Genomic DNA, 14,557 nt, shown 5'->3' with positions numbered 1-14,557 from the left:
CGAAACGAAGAGGACGCCCCCGGTGAAAACCGGGGGCGTCCTTTTTCGTCGTGGATCGTCCCGGCCTTCGAACGAAGTCATTGTGAGGTCTCCAGAACCTGACGCGGGCGCTGTCGGGGGAGTGTGGCGATGATTACGCTCGCCTGTGTCACGGCATCGGAATCAGATGCGCGGCCGATCCCGTGATCGGAAATCGCACCGGGACAAGTGTTTTGGAGGTGAGGACGGGTCCTTCTCCTGCCCCCGTGAAAGAGGGACCGCTGAATAGATCTAAATCGGAAGTCCGGTGCGGCGTAGCCGCGGAGATACCGGGTACCCACCCGCCGAGCAGCACACCTCGCAGCCGCTCGGCGGGTTTCCGCAAATCAACTCCAGATCCGGTTCGGTATGCGAGGGCCGCTGTGAGGAGAGCCCCCGTGGTGCGGGAATCGAACGGAACGACCGAGAAGCGGATGCCGACGGGTGCGCTGCTGCGCCGTGCGGGAGTGGGGGTGGCGGTAGCGCTGGCCTTGGCGGCGGGGCTGCCCGCGGGCGGTGTCGAAGGCGCATCTGCGCCGATCGCGCTGCGGTCGAACGTTATTCGGGTGGAGCCCATCGGACCGCATTGGGAGCGGGTGTTCGTCGCCTCCGCGGCCATGGACCGGGCGGTGGCGGTGGATGTGTTGCGCGGCACCGGAACCGGTCCGCGAGCCACCCTCTATCTGCTCGATGGTGTTGACGCCGAACAGGTTTCGGATTGGCTCACCAAGGGCGGCGCGGCCGAGTTCTTCGCCGACAAACCGGTCGATGTGGTGCTGCCGTCCGGCGGCACCGGCAGTATGTACAGCGATTGGCAGCGGCCGGACGCGGTACTGGGCTGGAACCGCTGGGAAACCTTTCTGACCGGGGAATTGCCCGGTGTCATCGAGCCCTATCTGAATTCGAACGGCCGTCGCGCCATCGCGGGCGTATCGATGGGCGCGCAGGGCGCGATGATGCTCGCGCACCGGCATCCCGGTTTCTATCGGGCCGTCGCGGGAATGAGCGGTTGCTATTCCACGATGGACAGCGCGGGTTCGGCGGCCACCACGCTGACGGTGGCCTCGCGCGGTGGGAATGTGGTCAATCTGTGGGGCCCGCCGGGAAGTAAGGAATGGCGTACGCATGACAGCACCCTGGGTGCGGAAGCCCTGCGCGGCATGGTTATTCACCTATCGGCCAATACCGGAATACCGACGGTCCCGGATATGACGGACCTGGTGCGCGCACCGGATCCGGTGAAGGCGCTGCAGGAAGCAGGCGGCGGTGTGGTGCTGGAGGCGGGCGCCCGGTTGTGCACCGAACTGTTCGCGAAACATCTGAGCGATCTGGGAATTCCGGCCACCGTGCATTACGAGGACACCGGAATTCACGGCTGGGCCGATTTCTCGGCCGAACTCGGCCCGGCCTGGCAGACGCTGGCGACCGCGCTAGTGCCGCAGGCCGTTCCGGGGTAGCCGGCGCAGGCCGGGCCGAATGCGGCCGTCGACGGTGACGATGAGTCCGGCCCGCACCGCGGCCGCGGCGAAGGCGGCGGCCTCGGGCCAGGTGGCCGCGTATTCCATGGCCAGTTCCGCACCGTCGTCGGGTCCGCCGAGGTAGACGGTGACCCGGTGGGTGAGGGCTTCGCCGGAGCTGTCGTATACGGGCCTGCCTGCGGTGATGCTCGTGCTCTCGGTGGTGCTGGTCATCTCGGCTCCCCATCGGATTGTTCCTGTAACCGACCGTAACTGGAACCTGTTGCATGGGAGGCGATTCCGCGGGGTGCTTGGAAGGTTCACAAGCCCGTCGCGACTCTTCTTGTCATTTGTCGGAACTGGAATGGCCGGTGCTCACAACAACTTTCGAGAGCCGTTGTGATCTTTCGGAAGGTTTTCCGCAGCTCTCCCGGACCCATGCGTTTTCGCTCTAGGCTGCGCGGGGAGATCCTGCGTTCAGCCGGAGAGAGGAAAAGACCCGGATGAGGATTCGAACTCACCACCGACATCGACTACGACTAGCGGCGCTCATCGCGGTGGGATGCGCTTTCGCCCCGGCGGTGGCGGCCGCCGGACCGGTCTACCCGATCGCGGACCCGGACCCGTTCTACGCCGCGCCCGCCGATATCGGCAACCACCAGCCGGGCGATGTGCTCGCCGTGCGCGCCATGCCCGCGCTGCCGCAATTCCCGAATACCGATATCAGCCTGGTGGAATTCCGATCCACCAGTTCCGAGGGCCAGCCCATCGCGGCCACCACCACCGTGCTGTCCCCGCGCAATCGCGCCGCGGACGCGCCCATGCTGTCCCTGCAGCAGATCATCAACGGCCTGGGTTCGCAGTGCGCGGTCTCGCGCGTGCTCTACACCAGCGATCCGAATCTGATGATGCGCGAGGCTCCCGCGTGGAATGTGGTGCTGCAGCGCGGCTGGAGCATCGCGCTGCCGGACCACCTCGGACCCCACTTCGCCTATGGCGCGGCCAAACTCGGCGGTCAGATCACCCTGGACGGCATCCGCGCGGCGCAGCGCGTCCCGGAATTGAAGGTGCAGCACAGCCCCGTCGCCATGGCGGGTTATTCGGGCGGCGGGATGGCGACCGCGTGGGCGGCGGCGCTGGCCCAGTCCTACGCCCCCGAATTGCATATCGCCGGTGCGGCCATGGGCGGCGTGCCGATGAATCTGGTGACCATGCTGGAGGCCATGGGCCTGAACCGGCATCCGGTGTTCGGCCTGGCGATGGCGGCGGGTCTGGGCCTGGAGCGCGAGTATCCGGATCGATTCCCGCTCAGCGCCCAGCTCAATGATCGCGGTCTGGCCATTCGGGACAAGCTCGCGAACAGCTGCACCAACGATATTCTCACCGCGGGGGCGGGGGTGGGCGCCATGGATGTCGCCAAGACCACCATCATGACCGAGGATCCGACCGCGCGCGGCGTGGTGGAGGAGAACAGCCTCCAGTTGTACCCGGGTGTGCCGAATATGCCGGTGTTCGAATGGCATTCACCGATCGACGGGTTGATCCCGATCGATGCCGTGGTGGACACCGTGCACCGGTATTGCGCCTCGGGGGTGAAGGTCTGGTCCGAACAGGTGCCGGTGCCCGATCATCTGACGGCGGCCGTGCTCGGCCTGCCCGCCGCGGTGTCCTGGCTCGAGGCCAGGCTCACCGATAAGCCGGTGGTCAGCAATTGCGCGTGACTCACCCCGCCTGATACGTCCGGGCGACCAACGCGGACCGCAGGTACCACAGCCCTGCGGCCTGCGTCGGGTCGAAGCCCGTCAACTGCCCGATCCGTTTGAGCCGGTAATCCACGGTATTGGTGTGCACGTGCAGGATTCGCGCCGTGCGCTGGCGATTGAGGTTGTTGCTGATATGCGTGCGCAGCGTCTCCAGCAGTTCCGGATGCAGATCCAGCGGATCGAGCAGTGAGCCCAGATGATCGCGGCCCGGACCGGGCCGGGTGAGCTGATATTCCAGCGCGAGTTCGTCGAAGCGGAACAGCCCGCGGGTGAGCCGCAGCCGGTGCACGATGTCGAGCAGTTCGTGCGCCTGATCGGCGGCGTCCGGAATCCCCTGCGGCGTAGCGGAAATCATGGTCGCCGCGATCGGTACCCGGGCCGCCCGCGATAGTCGTTCGATGAGTTCGTCGAGTTGATCGTCGGCGAGCGCGTCACCGGGCACCAGGATGGTGCCGCCGTCCACGCTCAGCAGGGACAGCACCTTGGCGGCGTATCCGTGCGCCAGTTCGGCCTGTAGCCGTCGCAGTTTGCGCCGGGCCACCACCGCGCCCTCCACGGTCGGTGAGTGCTCCTCCGGATGCTCCGGGATCGACACCGCCAGTACGTAATACGATTCCGCGATCTCGATACCGCATTCGCGCGCCATGGTCGAGGTGCTGTGCCCGCCGAGCAGCGCCGAGGTGAGGGTGTGCACCGCGGTGTGGTGTTCGCTGACCACCGAGCGCAGTTCCCGCACGTAGGCGAGCGAGACCGCGCAGGTCATCCGGTCCAGCAGTTCCACCACCATGGCGGCGCCGCCGATGATGCTCTCCATATCCCCGGCCGCGACCACCAGTTCGACATCCCCGTCCGGACTGTCCTGTCGCATATGCCGGGACATGGCATTGGCGATCACCAGATCCGAGCCGATCTTGAAGCCCTCGTGGATGGCGTGATGGATGGTGTCGATGGGGATGCCCTCGCGCGCCCACTGCGCGGCGGCCTCCTCGAGCCGCTTGGTCTTCTCCGGCAGGTCTTTCCCGTCCAGCATGCCCACCGCCAGTTCCAGGCACATGCGGGTGATGGCGGTGACGTCACCGTGAATGGCATCGCCGGGCAGGGTGCCGCAGGGTGCGACGGTCTCCACGAAATGCCCGACCATATGCCGTGCCAGCGGACCGACGTCCTGCAGTGGCGAGGACATGGGGGTTCCGGAGATGATCAGCCCGGCGCGGGCCGGAATCTCGACGGCCATAGCGCTCCTTCCACTACCGGGGGCTAACCCTCCGGTAACGAAACGCTAACGTATGACGGCCCGCAGAGGGGGAAGTTGGCCGCGAGCTGTGATCCGCCGCAATGTCGGCCCGGCGATTCGGTGACATCTCACAAAACCCGACCGTCCAGCCGATCCAGATGCGCCGTCGCGTTGTAATCGACGCGGGTGAGCCCCGCGCCGGTGCGCGCCCAGCGGCTGATGGACCCGTTGCGGATCTGATTCCGTTCGATCGCGAGGATGGCCTGCTCATCGAGTCCCTCGATGATGTACCGGGTCATGACCACCACGATGTCATGGGCGAAGATGAGCACGTGCCCGTCCAATTCGGGCAGTAGCGTGCGCAGCCGCAATGCCACGTCGGTCCAGGATTCCCCGCCCGGCGGCCGATAGTAGAAGCGCCCCAGTCGTTCCCGCCGCGCCTGTTCGCCGGGATAGCGCCGCCGCCACCCCAGATCGGTGAGCCCCTGCAGCGTCCCGATATCCCGGTCCCGCAACCGCTCATCGCTCCGCACCGCCGCGGGTCCGATGAATTCCAGTGCGAGGGAGGCGGTTTCGCGCGCCCGCCGATACGGCGAGCACAGCACCGTCCATTCGCGATCGGACTGCCCGGCCAGCCAGGCCCCGACCGCCGTCGCCTGCCGGCGGCCGAGATCGGTCAGCGGCACATCGGGATCCCTTGTGCCGTCCCCGAATTCCTCGGCGTCGGTGCCCGCGAGCAGTGCGGCGGCGGCATTGCTCGCGCTCTCGCCGTGCCGGATCATCGTGAGCGATTGCAGAGTCATGGGAGCCCCAGATTACGCCGCCGGGGCCGCCGCATCGCGGTAAGCGCGCTATCGGGCCGGAACCCCGACGGTGATATCGGCCGGGGGCAGCCACAGTGTGGCGATGGTGCCGCCGCCCACCGCGGGTTCGATGGCGGCATTGCCGCCGTGCGCCTGCGCCACCCACGCGACCAGGGCCAATCCAATGCCATTGCGGCCGGTGCGGCCCGCCGACCCGCGATTGAACGGGCTGGCGGACATGACCGGATCGACGCCGGGGCCGTGATCGCGCACGCTCACCCGGCCCTCGGCGATATGGATCTCCACCGGGGCGGAACGGTTGACCGCGCCGTGGGTGAGCCCGTTCTCCAGCATGTTCCGGATGGCCAGGCTCAGCAGTTGCGGATCGCCGACCACCACCGACGGATGCGCGGTGACCACGATGCGGTCATCGGCCGCTTCCTCGGCGACGGCCTCGGCGAGCTGGTCCAGGCGCAGCATGGTGCGCTCGGGTTCGGCTATGCCGGTTTGCATTCGGGCGCGCGCGAGCAGACCGGTGACCAGGCGGGCCATCCGGTCGGCGAGTTTGCGGGCCTCGGCCAGGGTCTGCTGCACCTCATCGGGTTTCGGGCGGGATTCGGTGAGCAGTTTCAAAGTCGTGAGGGGCGTGCGCAATTCGTGCGCGGCGTCGCCGAGGAACTGTTCGTGCTCATCGAGCATGTGCAGGGCCTGGCGCTGACTGCGGCCCGAGAGCAGATAGGCGACGGCGGTGGCGGCCAGCACCAGCAGGGTGCCGCCGATCAGTAAGGCCCACACCAGCATCAGATGGTCGTCCGGGTTGTCCATGGCATCGTCCGCGGCCAGGATGACGACGATATTGTCCCAATCCGTCCAGTAGACAGGGGTTCCCGAGACGGTGACCGGGCGGCCGGTGATGGCGGTCGAATTCCGCAGCAGCGATCTGTACAGCGTGCCTTCGGAATTGTCCTCGACCTGTGTTGCCAGCGTGGACAGTTCGCTGTCGGCGGGCATCAGCGAGCGCTGATAGGTGTGCGTCTGTTTCCACGGCTGGCCCTGCTCGCGCACCAGTACGACGACCCCGGTGCCGCCCTGCGCCAGTTCGTCGTCGATCACCGTGGACAGATCCAGGGTGTTCTTCTCATCGTGCTGGATGGCGCGGGCCAGACCGCCCGCCACCTTCTCGACCTGCCGATCGGCTTCGATGGTGCGTGCGTGCGAATCGATGGTCGCGGCAACACATCCGAGCACCAGTACGGTGGTGGCGGTGATGATGGTGACCAGTCCGGTCATCAGCCAGCGCGCCCGCCGCAGTCGCGCCACGGCGGGGGAGCGATGTGAATTCACGCCACCCCGCCCAGCAGAAAGCCGGTGCCGCGCACGGTTTCGATGACGCACGGTTCACCGAGCTTGCGGCGCAGCTTGGCCACCACCGCGTCCACCACATTCGATGCGGGCTCGGCCATTTCGTCCCAGCAGCATTCGATGAGATCGGTGCGGGTCACCACGCTGCCGAGCCGGGTCGCCATGAGTTCGAGCACGGCGAATTCCTTGGGCGTCAACGCGAGCATGATGCCCGCGCGGGTGACCCGGCGGCGCATGAGGTCGATATCGATGTCCGCCACCGTGATTCGGGCGGCGGTGGGCTGATCGCGGCGGCGGCACAGCGCGCGCACCCGCATCACCAGTTCGGGCAGTGCGAAGGGTTTGGTCAGATAGTCGTCCGCGCCCTGTTCGAATCCGGCGAGCCGGTCGTCCAGCCCGTCCCGGCCGGTGAGCATGAGCGCGGGCATGGTGTGCCCGGCGTGGCGCGCCCCGGCGACCAGATCCAGGCCGTCGCCGTCGGGCAGGCCGCGATCCACGACCAGGCAGTCGTAGGTGTTGATGGTTATCTTGAAATCGGCGTCGGCGATATCGAAGGCGTGGTCCACCGCGAACCCCGCCGACCGCAACCCATCGGTCACCTCACGACCGAGTTGCTGGTCGTCCTCCAATACCAAAACGCGCACAGGGCCAGACATTAAGCCATTTCGGACACCCACCCAACGCATCGGGTGCGGTCATGACCGCGAAATGATCGGAAAATTATGCGCCGTTCATTCACCGTCATCGAGCCTCTCACGGAACCGCCGGTGCGGACGCGGTTGTGATCCTCGACTCCCGCCGCGCCAGGTGTCGCTACACCGTGCGGCGGGTCGTCGCCACGGGCTGTATCCTGCACAGGGATGCTTATGTACACCCGCGGTTCGGCGGGTGATTCTTATCGGTGCACGACGGCTTCGAGGAGGTGGGTCGCATGCGTAGCGAGCCCCCTAGTCGAAGGCCGCGCGGCGCCGCCTCCTCGTACTGCCGGTAGTTCTCTGCTGCGACGGGTCGGTGCCCCGCGGTGTGACCACTTGTGTCCATCCGTTCACCCTTGACTCGCCTTCCGGCTGAGGTTCCGCCATGACGCAGACCGATCTGCCCGTCGTCTCGACGCTGCCCCCTGTTCTCCCGACGCTGCCCGAAAACAGCCCCGTCGCCGTGGAAACGCTACGCGCACAGGGTGTTTCGCTCCGCGATATCGTCGACTGCCATCATGTGGCGGCGACCATGGAATGGCTGGACAATCATCCGCCGCATGTCATCGCCGATGAACTCGCGCGCATGGACGCGGTATCGGCGGTGATGGCCTTCCGGCTGCTGGACAAGGATCGCGCCCTCGATGTGTTCGAGGAGCTGGAACCGATCGATCAGCAGCAGATCCTGCACGGTCTGCGCGATCAGAGCTTCCGCGATCTGGTCGAGGAGATGGATCCCGACGATCGCGCCCGCATGTTGCGCGAGGCTCCGGCCAAGGTCGCCAAAAAGGTGCTGGCGGGCCTGAGTTCGGAAGAGCGCCGCATGACCGCCACCCTGCTGGGCTATCCCGAAGGTTCGGTCGGGCTGTACATGACGCCGGAAGTCGTTGCGCTGCCGCGTAATCTGCCGGTGTCCGCCGCCCTGCAAACCGTGCGCGCCAAGGGCGCCAACGCCGAAACCGTCTACACCCTGCCGGTGGTGGACGCGGGCCGCCGCCTCATCGGCATTGTGGAACTGCGCGAGCTGGTGCTCTCCTCGCCCGATGCCATGATCGCGGATCTCGTTGTCTCCGAACCGGTTTACGCGCGCGCCACCGATTCGGCGGAGAAGGCGGCCCGGCTCATGCAGGGCGCCAACCTGATCAACCTGCCGGTGGTCGACAGTGAGGACCGGCTGGTGGGCCTGCTCACCATCGACGATGCCATCGAGGTCATCGAGGCCGCCGATTCCGAGGATGTGGCGCGGCAGGCGGGCACCACGCCGTGGGCCGGTCATTACATGGCGGCGGGCGTCTTCCAGTTGGCGCGCTACCGGGCGCTGTGGCTGATGCTGCTGCTGGTCGCGGCCACCCTCACGGTCACGGTGACCGATTTCTTCGAGGGCACCCTGGAACAGGCCGCGCATCTGGCGCTGTTCATTCCGCTGCTGATCGGCGCGGGCGGCAATGCGGGGGCGCAGGCCGCCACCACCTGCGTGCGCGCGCTCGCGGTCGGTGAGGTGCGGGTGTCGGACCTGTTCAAGGTGATCTGGCGCGAATGCCGGGTGGGCCTGCTGCTGGGCTGCATGCTGGCCGTGGTCGGCATGCTCATCGCCGGGATGTTCGTGGGCGCGAAAATCGGTGTGGTGGTGGGCATCACGCTCATCGTCATCTGCGGCTGGGCGGCCACCATCGGCGGCACCATGCCGCTGCTGGCCAAGAAACTGCGCATCGATCCGGCTGTGATCTCCGCCCCGATGGTCACCACACTGGTCGACGCGACCGGGCTCGTGATCTATTTCATGACAGCGAAATTGGTTCTCGGCATCTGATCGGCGGACGGTTGAAGACACAAGGGCTTGTGCTGCGCACTGAGGCTCTCCCCCAGTAGTAGTGTTCAAGCCACGAGGATGGGTGAGCTGAGAGGATGACGGTGGACCACACGACCATGCGTGTAACCAAGGTGATTGATCGGGTATCGGCGATCAACTGGAACCGCGTAATCGATGACAAGGACGCGGAGGTCTGGGACCGGCTCACCGGAAACTTCTGGTTGCCGGAGAAAGTGCCGGTCTCCAATGACATTCCGTCATGGGCCACGCTGACCCCCAGCGAGAAGCAGCTCACCATGCGGGTCTTCACCGGCCTCACGCTGCTGGACACCATCCAGGGCACGGTCGGCGCGGTCAGCCTGATCCCGGATGCGCTGACCCCGCACGAAGAAGCCGTCATGACCAACATCGCCTTCATGGAGTCGGTGCACGCCAAGAGCTACAGCCAGATCTTCTCCACGCTGTGCTCCAGCCGCGAGATCGACGAGGCTTTCCGCTGGTCCGAGGAGAATCGGAACCTGCAGCGCAAGGCCGAGATCGTGCTCGAGTACTACAACGGCGAGGATCCGCTCAAGCGCAAGGTGGCCTCCACCCTGCTCGAGTCCTTCCTGTTCTACTCCGGCTTCTACCTGCCCATGCACTGGTCCTCGCGGGCCAAGCTCACCAACACCGCCGATATGATCCGCCTGATCATTCGCGATGAGGCCGTGCACGGCTACTACATCGGCTACAAGTTCCAGAAGGGCCTGGAACTGGTCTCGCAGGCCGAGCGCGACGAACTCAAGGCGTACACCTTCGAGCTGCTGTTCGAGCTGTACGAGAACGAGGTCGAGTACACCCAGGATCTGTACGACGAGGTCGGGCTCACCGAGGACGTCAAGAAGTTCCTGCGCTACAACGCCAACAAGGCGCTGATGAACCTCGGCTACGAGGGCCTGTTCCCCAAGGACGAGTGCGACGTCAATCCGGCCATCCTGTCGGCGCTTTCGCCCAACGCCGACGAGAACCACGACTTCTTCTCCGGCTCGGGTTCGAGCTACGTCATCGGCAAGGCGGTCAACACCGAGGACGAGGACTGGGAGTTCTAGTCCACTGAAAAGCGAAGCCCGGCAATCCGATCAGCGGATGCCGGGCTTTCGTCTGTGTGACGACGCGGTGTGACGAACGCGAAATTCAGTCGCTCACATAGGCGTTGAGCATCTTCAGATCCTCCAGGATGGCGCGGGCCGCGGTAATGCCCGAACCGTGCCAAATGCTGTCCTCGACAACGAATTCCCGGCGATCCGAGACCGCGCTCAGCGATTTCCAGTCATCGCCGTGCATGATCGATTCGGCGTTCTTCTGACCGTCCTTGCCGTCGAACATCAGGAAGATGATGTCGCCCTCGACCTTGTTGCGATCGGTCTCGCTGCCCAGGCTCGCCACATCGTAGGAATTACCGCGCTGGGACTGCGGGCGCTGCACCCCGGCATCGCCGAGCACGAGCCCGGCGAAGCTGTTGCCGCCCTGCACCTGGATGACCTTCGGATCGAAGCGCAGCACCGACGCCTGGGTCAGACTGGCGGACTGCGCGTTTCCGGCATCGCGCGCGGCGGTGCGGTAATCCTCCAGGGCCTTGGTGGCGGCGGTCTTGCGATCCAGGGCCGCGCCGTAGGTGCTGAACTCGGCCTGCCAGCCGTTCTCCGAACCCGCGAGCACGGTGGGGGCGATCGCCTTCAACGCGTCGTACTGCGCGCTGTCCGCACTCGAGCCGAGGATCAGATCCGGTTTCAGCTCCGCCACTTTCGCCGGGTCCGGCGCGGTGACGGTGCCGACCTGGGGGATCAACAGCACGCCCGTGCCCAGGTAGGAGGGTTGCGGGGTGGGACCGGAAACCGTTGCGGCCCCGACGACTCGCTCCCACAGGCCCAGGGCGCAGACCGCGTCCAGGGCGGCGGTGGACAGCACCACAACGCGTTTGGCGTCGGCGGGCACCTCGGTGATTCCGGCGGTGTGGTTGACCGGGACGGTGCCCGCGCTCGCGTCGGGGGAACTCGGCAGTGCGCACGCGGCCCGGGTATCGCGCTCCAGACCCACCACGCCGGCCCCGGCGATATTGGTCGTGGTGCGCACGATCGAGCTCATGGCATCGTCCGTACCCTTGCCACACCCCGCGAGTAGACCCGCCGGTAGCACCGCGGCAGCGGCCAGAACAGCGCCCCAGGTGCGCAAACGGCGCACGGGGGCGGCAGTGGAGGCGAACGTGATTCGGGTGGAAGCGGACTCGCGCACCGGCATGGCTGGCAGCGTACATCCGGCGACCCCGACACCCAATTACGACACAGAGTAGGACCAGCCCGCGACCGCTGTGGGAGCACGGTTTACGATCCTTGAAGCGCTAGGCCCCCCGTCGTTCGTCATGCAGCGAACTGGACGCCGGAAGACCCGCGTACGAACGACCAGTAGGCACCTGTTCAGGAGGATTTGTGACTGCCGTAGAGCCACAGCCAGTCCGTCAAGTGGAGGCGGCTCGGCCCTACCCACAGCGGGTGGGTCCCAAGGGTTCGTTTATCTACAAGATGGTCACCACGACGGACCCGAAGGTCCTGGGCGTCATGTACCTCGTGACCGCCATGTCCTTCTTCCTCGTCGGCGGACTCATGGCGCTGCTGATGCGCGCCGAGCTGGCTCGCCCGGGCATGCAGTTCCTGTCGCCCGAGCAGTTCAATCAGCTGTTCACCATGCACGGCACGATCATGCTGCTGTTCTACGCGACCGCGATCGTGTTCGGCTTCGCCAACATCATCCTGCCGTTGCAGATCGGCGCACCCGATGTGGCGTTCCCGCGCCTGAACGCGTTCAGCTACTGGCTGTACCTGTTCGGCGGCACCATGGCCACCGCCGGTTTCATCACCCCCGGTGGTGCGGCCGACTTCGGCTGGACCGCGTACACCCCGCTGTCCGACATCGTGCACTCGCCGGGCGTCGGCGCCGACCTGTGGATCCTGGGCCTGGCCGTCTCCGGTCTGGGCACCATCCTCGGTGGCGTCAACATGCTCACCACGGTCGTCTGCCTGCGCTGCCCGGGTATGACCATGTTCCGGATGCCGATCTTCACCTGGAATATCGCCGTCACCAGTGTGCTTGTGCTGCTTGCCTTCCCGCTGCTGACTGCGGCGCTGTTCGGCCTGGCGTACGACCGCCACCTGGGTGGTCATATCTATGACCCGGCGAACGGCGGTGCGCTGCTCTACCAGCATCTGTTCTGGTACTTCGGTCACCCGGAGGTCTACATCATCGCGCTGCCGTTCTTCGGCATCGTGTCGGAGATCTTCCCGGTCTTCAGCCGCAAGCCGATCTTCGGTTACACCACACTGGTTTACGCGACGCTCGGCATCGCCGCGCTGTCCATCGCCGTGTGGGCGCACCACATGTACGCCACCGGCGCGGTGCTGCTGCCGTACTTCTCCTTCATGACCTTCTTGATCGCCGTTCCGACCGGTGTGAAGTTCTTCAACTGGATCGGCACCATGTGGCGGGGTCAGCTGACCTTCGAAACACCCATGCTGTGGTCCATCGGCTTCCTGGTGACCTTCCTCTTCGGTGGTCTGTCAGGCGTCATCCTGGCCGCCCCGCCGATCGACTTCCACGTCTCGGACACGTACTTCGTTGTGGCGCACTTCCATTACGTGCTCTTCGGCACCATCGTGTTCGCCACCTTCGCGGGCATCTACTTCTGGTTCCCGAAGATGACCGGCCGCATGATGGACGAGCGCCTGGGCAAGTGGCACTTCTGGGCCACCTTCGTCGGCTTCCACACCACCTTCCTCGTCCAGCACTGGCTGGGTAACGAAGGTATGCCGCGCCGCTACGCCGACTACCTGCCGACCGACGGCTTCACCACCCTGAACACCATCTCCACCATCGGTGCCTTCATCCTGGGTTCGTCGATGCTGCCGTTCATCTGGAACGTCTTCAAGTCCTACCGCTACGGCGAGGTCGTTACGGTCGACGATCCGTGGGGCTACGGCAACTCCCTGGAGTGGGCGACCTCCTGCCCGCCGCCGCGGCACAACTTCTACGAGTTGCCGCGCATCCGCTCCGAGCGTCCGGCGTTCGAACTGCACTACCCGCACATGGTCGAGCGCATGCGCGCCGAAGCCCATGTCGGCTGGGGCACCAAGCCGCACACCGTGCACGAGCTGGAGAAGGCTGACAAGTAGCAGCCCGACCCGAATCACCGCGATGGCGGCCGTCTTTCGACGGCCGCCATCGGCGTATCCGGGGTAGGGACGACTGACCGCGGCAGCCGATTCCGGTATAGAAATGTGGAGTGACCGAACGCGATCCGATGCCGGAGCCCGAACTGTCCACCGCCTGGTCGCGGGCGATCGGACTGCGGTTACCCGTGGTGAACGCACCCATGGGCGGGGTCGCGGGCGGGCGATTCGCGGCGGCGGTCACCCGCGCGGGCGGGCTCGGCATGATCGGTATGGGCGGTGCGGGATCGCCCGCCGCGCTCGCGGCCGAGCTGGCGCATCTCGACGGACTGTCGGGGTCGTTCGGAATCGGCCTGGTGGACTGGGTGATTCGCAAGGAGCCCGAACTGCTCCCCGCCGCCATCGCCGCAGGTCCAACCCTGATCTCGGTGAGCTTCGGTACCGATCTGTCCTGGGTGGGGCGGCTGCACGAGGCCGGAATCCTCGCGGCCACACAGGTTTTCAGCCTCGACGACGCCCACCGGGCCGCCGACGCCGGGGTGGATGTGCTGGTCGCGCGGGGTTTGGAGGGCGGCGGTCACGGTGCGGTGGAAGTGGCGACGCTGCCCCTGCTCGAATCGATCGTGGCCGAGGTGCCGGTGCCGGTGCTCGCCGCGGGCGGTATCGCCACCCCGCGTGATCTCGCGGTCGCCCTGGCCGCCGGGGCGAGCGGGGCGTGGCTGGGCACCTGCCTGGCCGCCTGCACCGAATCCCTGCTCGCCGAGCCGGAGCGTCAGGCCATGGTGGCGGCGCAGGGCCGGGACGCGGTCGTCACCCGCCTGTTCGATGTGGCCAAGGGCTTGCCGTGGCCCGCGCACTTTCCCGCGCGTCTGCTGCGCAACGCCTTCACCGACCGCTGGTCCGAGCGCACCGGTGATCTGCCCGATCAGGCCCGCGCCGAATTGCGCGCCGGGCTCGAATCCGGCGACCACGACATCGTTCCGGTGTACGCGGGCACCGGTGTCGGCGCGATCACCGAGGTCCGCCCGGTGGCCCAGGTGCTGGACGAGCTGTGCTCGGGTGCGGCGAAACTGTTGTGAACGGATGGCGGCACCGGGCCGCTCACGCCTCGGCACCGCCGCTGATCCGCCCGCGCTGACCACCGCATGTCCGCGGACCGACGTGCTCGCCCCGCGGTGCGGCGGGCGAGCGGTCCCGCTGTGATCTCCGTGACGGT

Annotated in this window: 12 protein-coding genes; 6 read left to right on the top strand and 6 right to left on the bottom strand. The window is 66.4% G+C overall.

The features are described from left to right. The first annotated feature begins 416 nt into the window (after positions 1-416). Positions 417-1,475, top strand: coding sequence for an alpha/beta hydrolase (locus ACFC0O_RS08835; RefSeq protein WP_375955050.1), 1,059 nt, complete (start codon positions 417-419; stop codon positions 1,473-1,475). On the opposite strand, the gene ACFC0O_RS08830 is transcribed toward ACFC0O_RS08835, so the two are convergent. Next, positions 1,449-1,709 carry a hypothetical protein gene (locus tag ACFC0O_RS08830; protein ID WP_375955049.1) on the bottom strand — a complete coding sequence of 87 codons (261 nt, stop codon included), beginning with the start codon at positions 1,707-1,709 and terminating at the stop codon, positions 1,449-1,451. The genes ACFC0O_RS08835 and ACFC0O_RS08830 overlap by 27 nt on opposite strands. A 269-nt stretch (positions 1,710-1,978) precedes the next feature. Here ACFC0O_RS08830 and ACFC0O_RS08825 point away from each other — a divergent pair, with 269 nt between their 5' ends. Further along, complete coding sequence (locus tag ACFC0O_RS08825) at positions 1,979-3,196, top strand: lipase family protein (RefSeq protein ID WP_375955048.1); 1,218 nt, start codon at positions 1,979-1,981, stop codon at positions 3,194-3,196. A gap of 1 nt (position 3,197) precedes the next feature. On the opposite strand, the gene ACFC0O_RS08820 is transcribed toward ACFC0O_RS08825, so the two are convergent. The 4 genes from ACFC0O_RS08820 to ACFC0O_RS08805 all read right to left on the bottom strand — a co-directional run bounded on the left by ACFC0O_RS08820 (position 3,198) and on the right by ACFC0O_RS08805 (position 7,281). Continuing rightward, positions 3,198-4,472 (bottom strand): PucR family transcriptional regulator, encoded by a 1,275-nt coding sequence (locus ACFC0O_RS08820; protein ID WP_375955046.1) that lies wholly within the window; start codon positions 4,470-4,472, stop codon positions 3,198-3,200. 128 nt (positions 4,473-4,600) lie between these two features. Continuing rightward, positions 4,601-5,275 (bottom strand): histidine phosphatase family protein, encoded by a 675-nt coding sequence (locus tag ACFC0O_RS08815; protein ID WP_375955045.1) that lies wholly within the window; start codon positions 5,273-5,275, stop codon positions 4,601-4,603. Between the two features lie 48 nt (positions 5,276-5,323). Continuing rightward, complete coding sequence (locus tag ACFC0O_RS08810; protein WP_375955043.1) at positions 5,324-6,619, bottom strand: sensor histidine kinase; 1,296 nt, start codon at positions 6,617-6,619, stop codon at positions 5,324-5,326. Further along, entirely contained in the window at positions 6,616-7,281 is a 666-nt protein-coding gene (locus ACFC0O_RS08805) for a response regulator transcription factor (RefSeq protein WP_364629953.1), read from the bottom strand. The genes ACFC0O_RS08810 and ACFC0O_RS08805 overlap by 4 nt, the downstream gene beginning before the upstream one ends. Positions 7,282-7,717: 436 nt before the next feature. On the opposite strand from ACFC0O_RS08805, the gene mgtE reads away from it, so the two are divergent. Together mgtE and nrdF are read left to right on the top strand one after the other, a co-directional pair. Continuing rightward, complete coding sequence (mgtE, locus tag ACFC0O_RS08800) at positions 7,718-9,142, top strand: magnesium transporter (RefSeq protein ID WP_375955041.1); 1,425 nt, start codon at positions 7,718-7,720, stop codon at positions 9,140-9,142. Positions 9,143-9,258: 116 nt separating this feature from the next. Then, on the top strand, positions 9,259-10,230 hold the full coding sequence (nrdF, locus tag ACFC0O_RS08795) for a class 1b ribonucleoside-diphosphate reductase subunit beta (protein WP_364629959.1): 972 nt from the start codon (positions 9,259-9,261) through the stop codon (positions 10,228-10,230). 85 nt (positions 10,231-10,315) lie between these two features. Here the strand turns inward: nrdF and ACFC0O_RS08790 are convergent, their stop codons facing one another. Next, positions 10,316-11,419, bottom strand: a complete 1,104-nt coding sequence (locus ACFC0O_RS08790; protein WP_375955039.1) for an ABC transporter substrate-binding protein — start codon at positions 11,417-11,419, stop codon at positions 10,316-10,318. A 188-nt stretch (positions 11,420-11,607) separates the two neighbouring features. Between ACFC0O_RS08790 and ctaD the strand changes: the two genes are divergently transcribed. Further along, positions 11,608-13,344, top strand: coding sequence for a cytochrome c oxidase subunit I (ctaD, locus tag ACFC0O_RS08785; protein WP_375955037.1), 1,737 nt, complete (start codon positions 11,608-11,610; stop codon positions 13,342-13,344). 128 nt (positions 13,345-13,472) lie between these two features. Further along, on the top strand, positions 13,473-14,420 hold the full coding sequence (locus ACFC0O_RS08780; protein WP_375956049.1) for an NAD(P)H-dependent flavin oxidoreductase: 948 nt from the start codon (positions 13,473-13,475) through the stop codon (positions 14,418-14,420). Positions 14,421-14,557 lie beyond the last annotated feature (137 nt).

It is taken from the genome of Nocardia sp. NPDC056100 (genome assembly GCF_042266325.1).
Classification (GTDB): domain Bacteria; phylum Actinomycetota; class Actinomycetes; order Mycobacteriales; family Mycobacteriaceae; genus Nocardia.
Note: the sequence above shows the minus strand (reverse complement) of the source record. Positions and strands in the feature narration are given on the sequence as shown.

Coding starts and splice junctions, on each gene's coding strand:
- ACFC0O_RS08830 (WP_375955049.1), bottom strand. CDS start 1,709: ATGACCAGCACCACCGAGAGCACGAGCATCACCGCAGGCAGGCCCGTA.
- ACFC0O_RS08825 (WP_375955048.1), top strand. CDS start 1,979: ATGAGGATTCGAACTCACCACCGACATCGACTACGACTAGCGGCGCTC.
- ACFC0O_RS08820 (WP_375955046.1), bottom strand. CDS start 4,472: ATGGCCGTCGAGATTCCGGCCCGCGCCGGGCTGATCATCTCCGGAACC.
- ACFC0O_RS08815 (WP_375955045.1), bottom strand. CDS start 5,275: ATGACTCTGCAATCGCTCACGATGATCCGGCACGGCGAGAGCGCGAGC.
- mgtE (WP_375955041.1), top strand. CDS start 7,718: ATGACGCAGACCGATCTGCCCGTCGTCTCGACGCTGCCCCCTGTTCTC.
- nrdF (WP_364629959.1), top strand. CDS start 9,259: ATGCGTGTAACCAAGGTGATTGATCGGGTATCGGCGATCAACTGGAAC.
- ACFC0O_RS08790 (WP_375955039.1), bottom strand. CDS start 11,419: ATGCCGGTGCGCGAGTCCGCTTCCACCCGAATCACGTTCGCCTCCACT.
- ACFC0O_RS08780 (WP_375956049.1), top strand. CDS start 13,473: ATGCCGGAGCCCGAACTGTCCACCGCCTGGTCGCGGGCGATCGGACTG.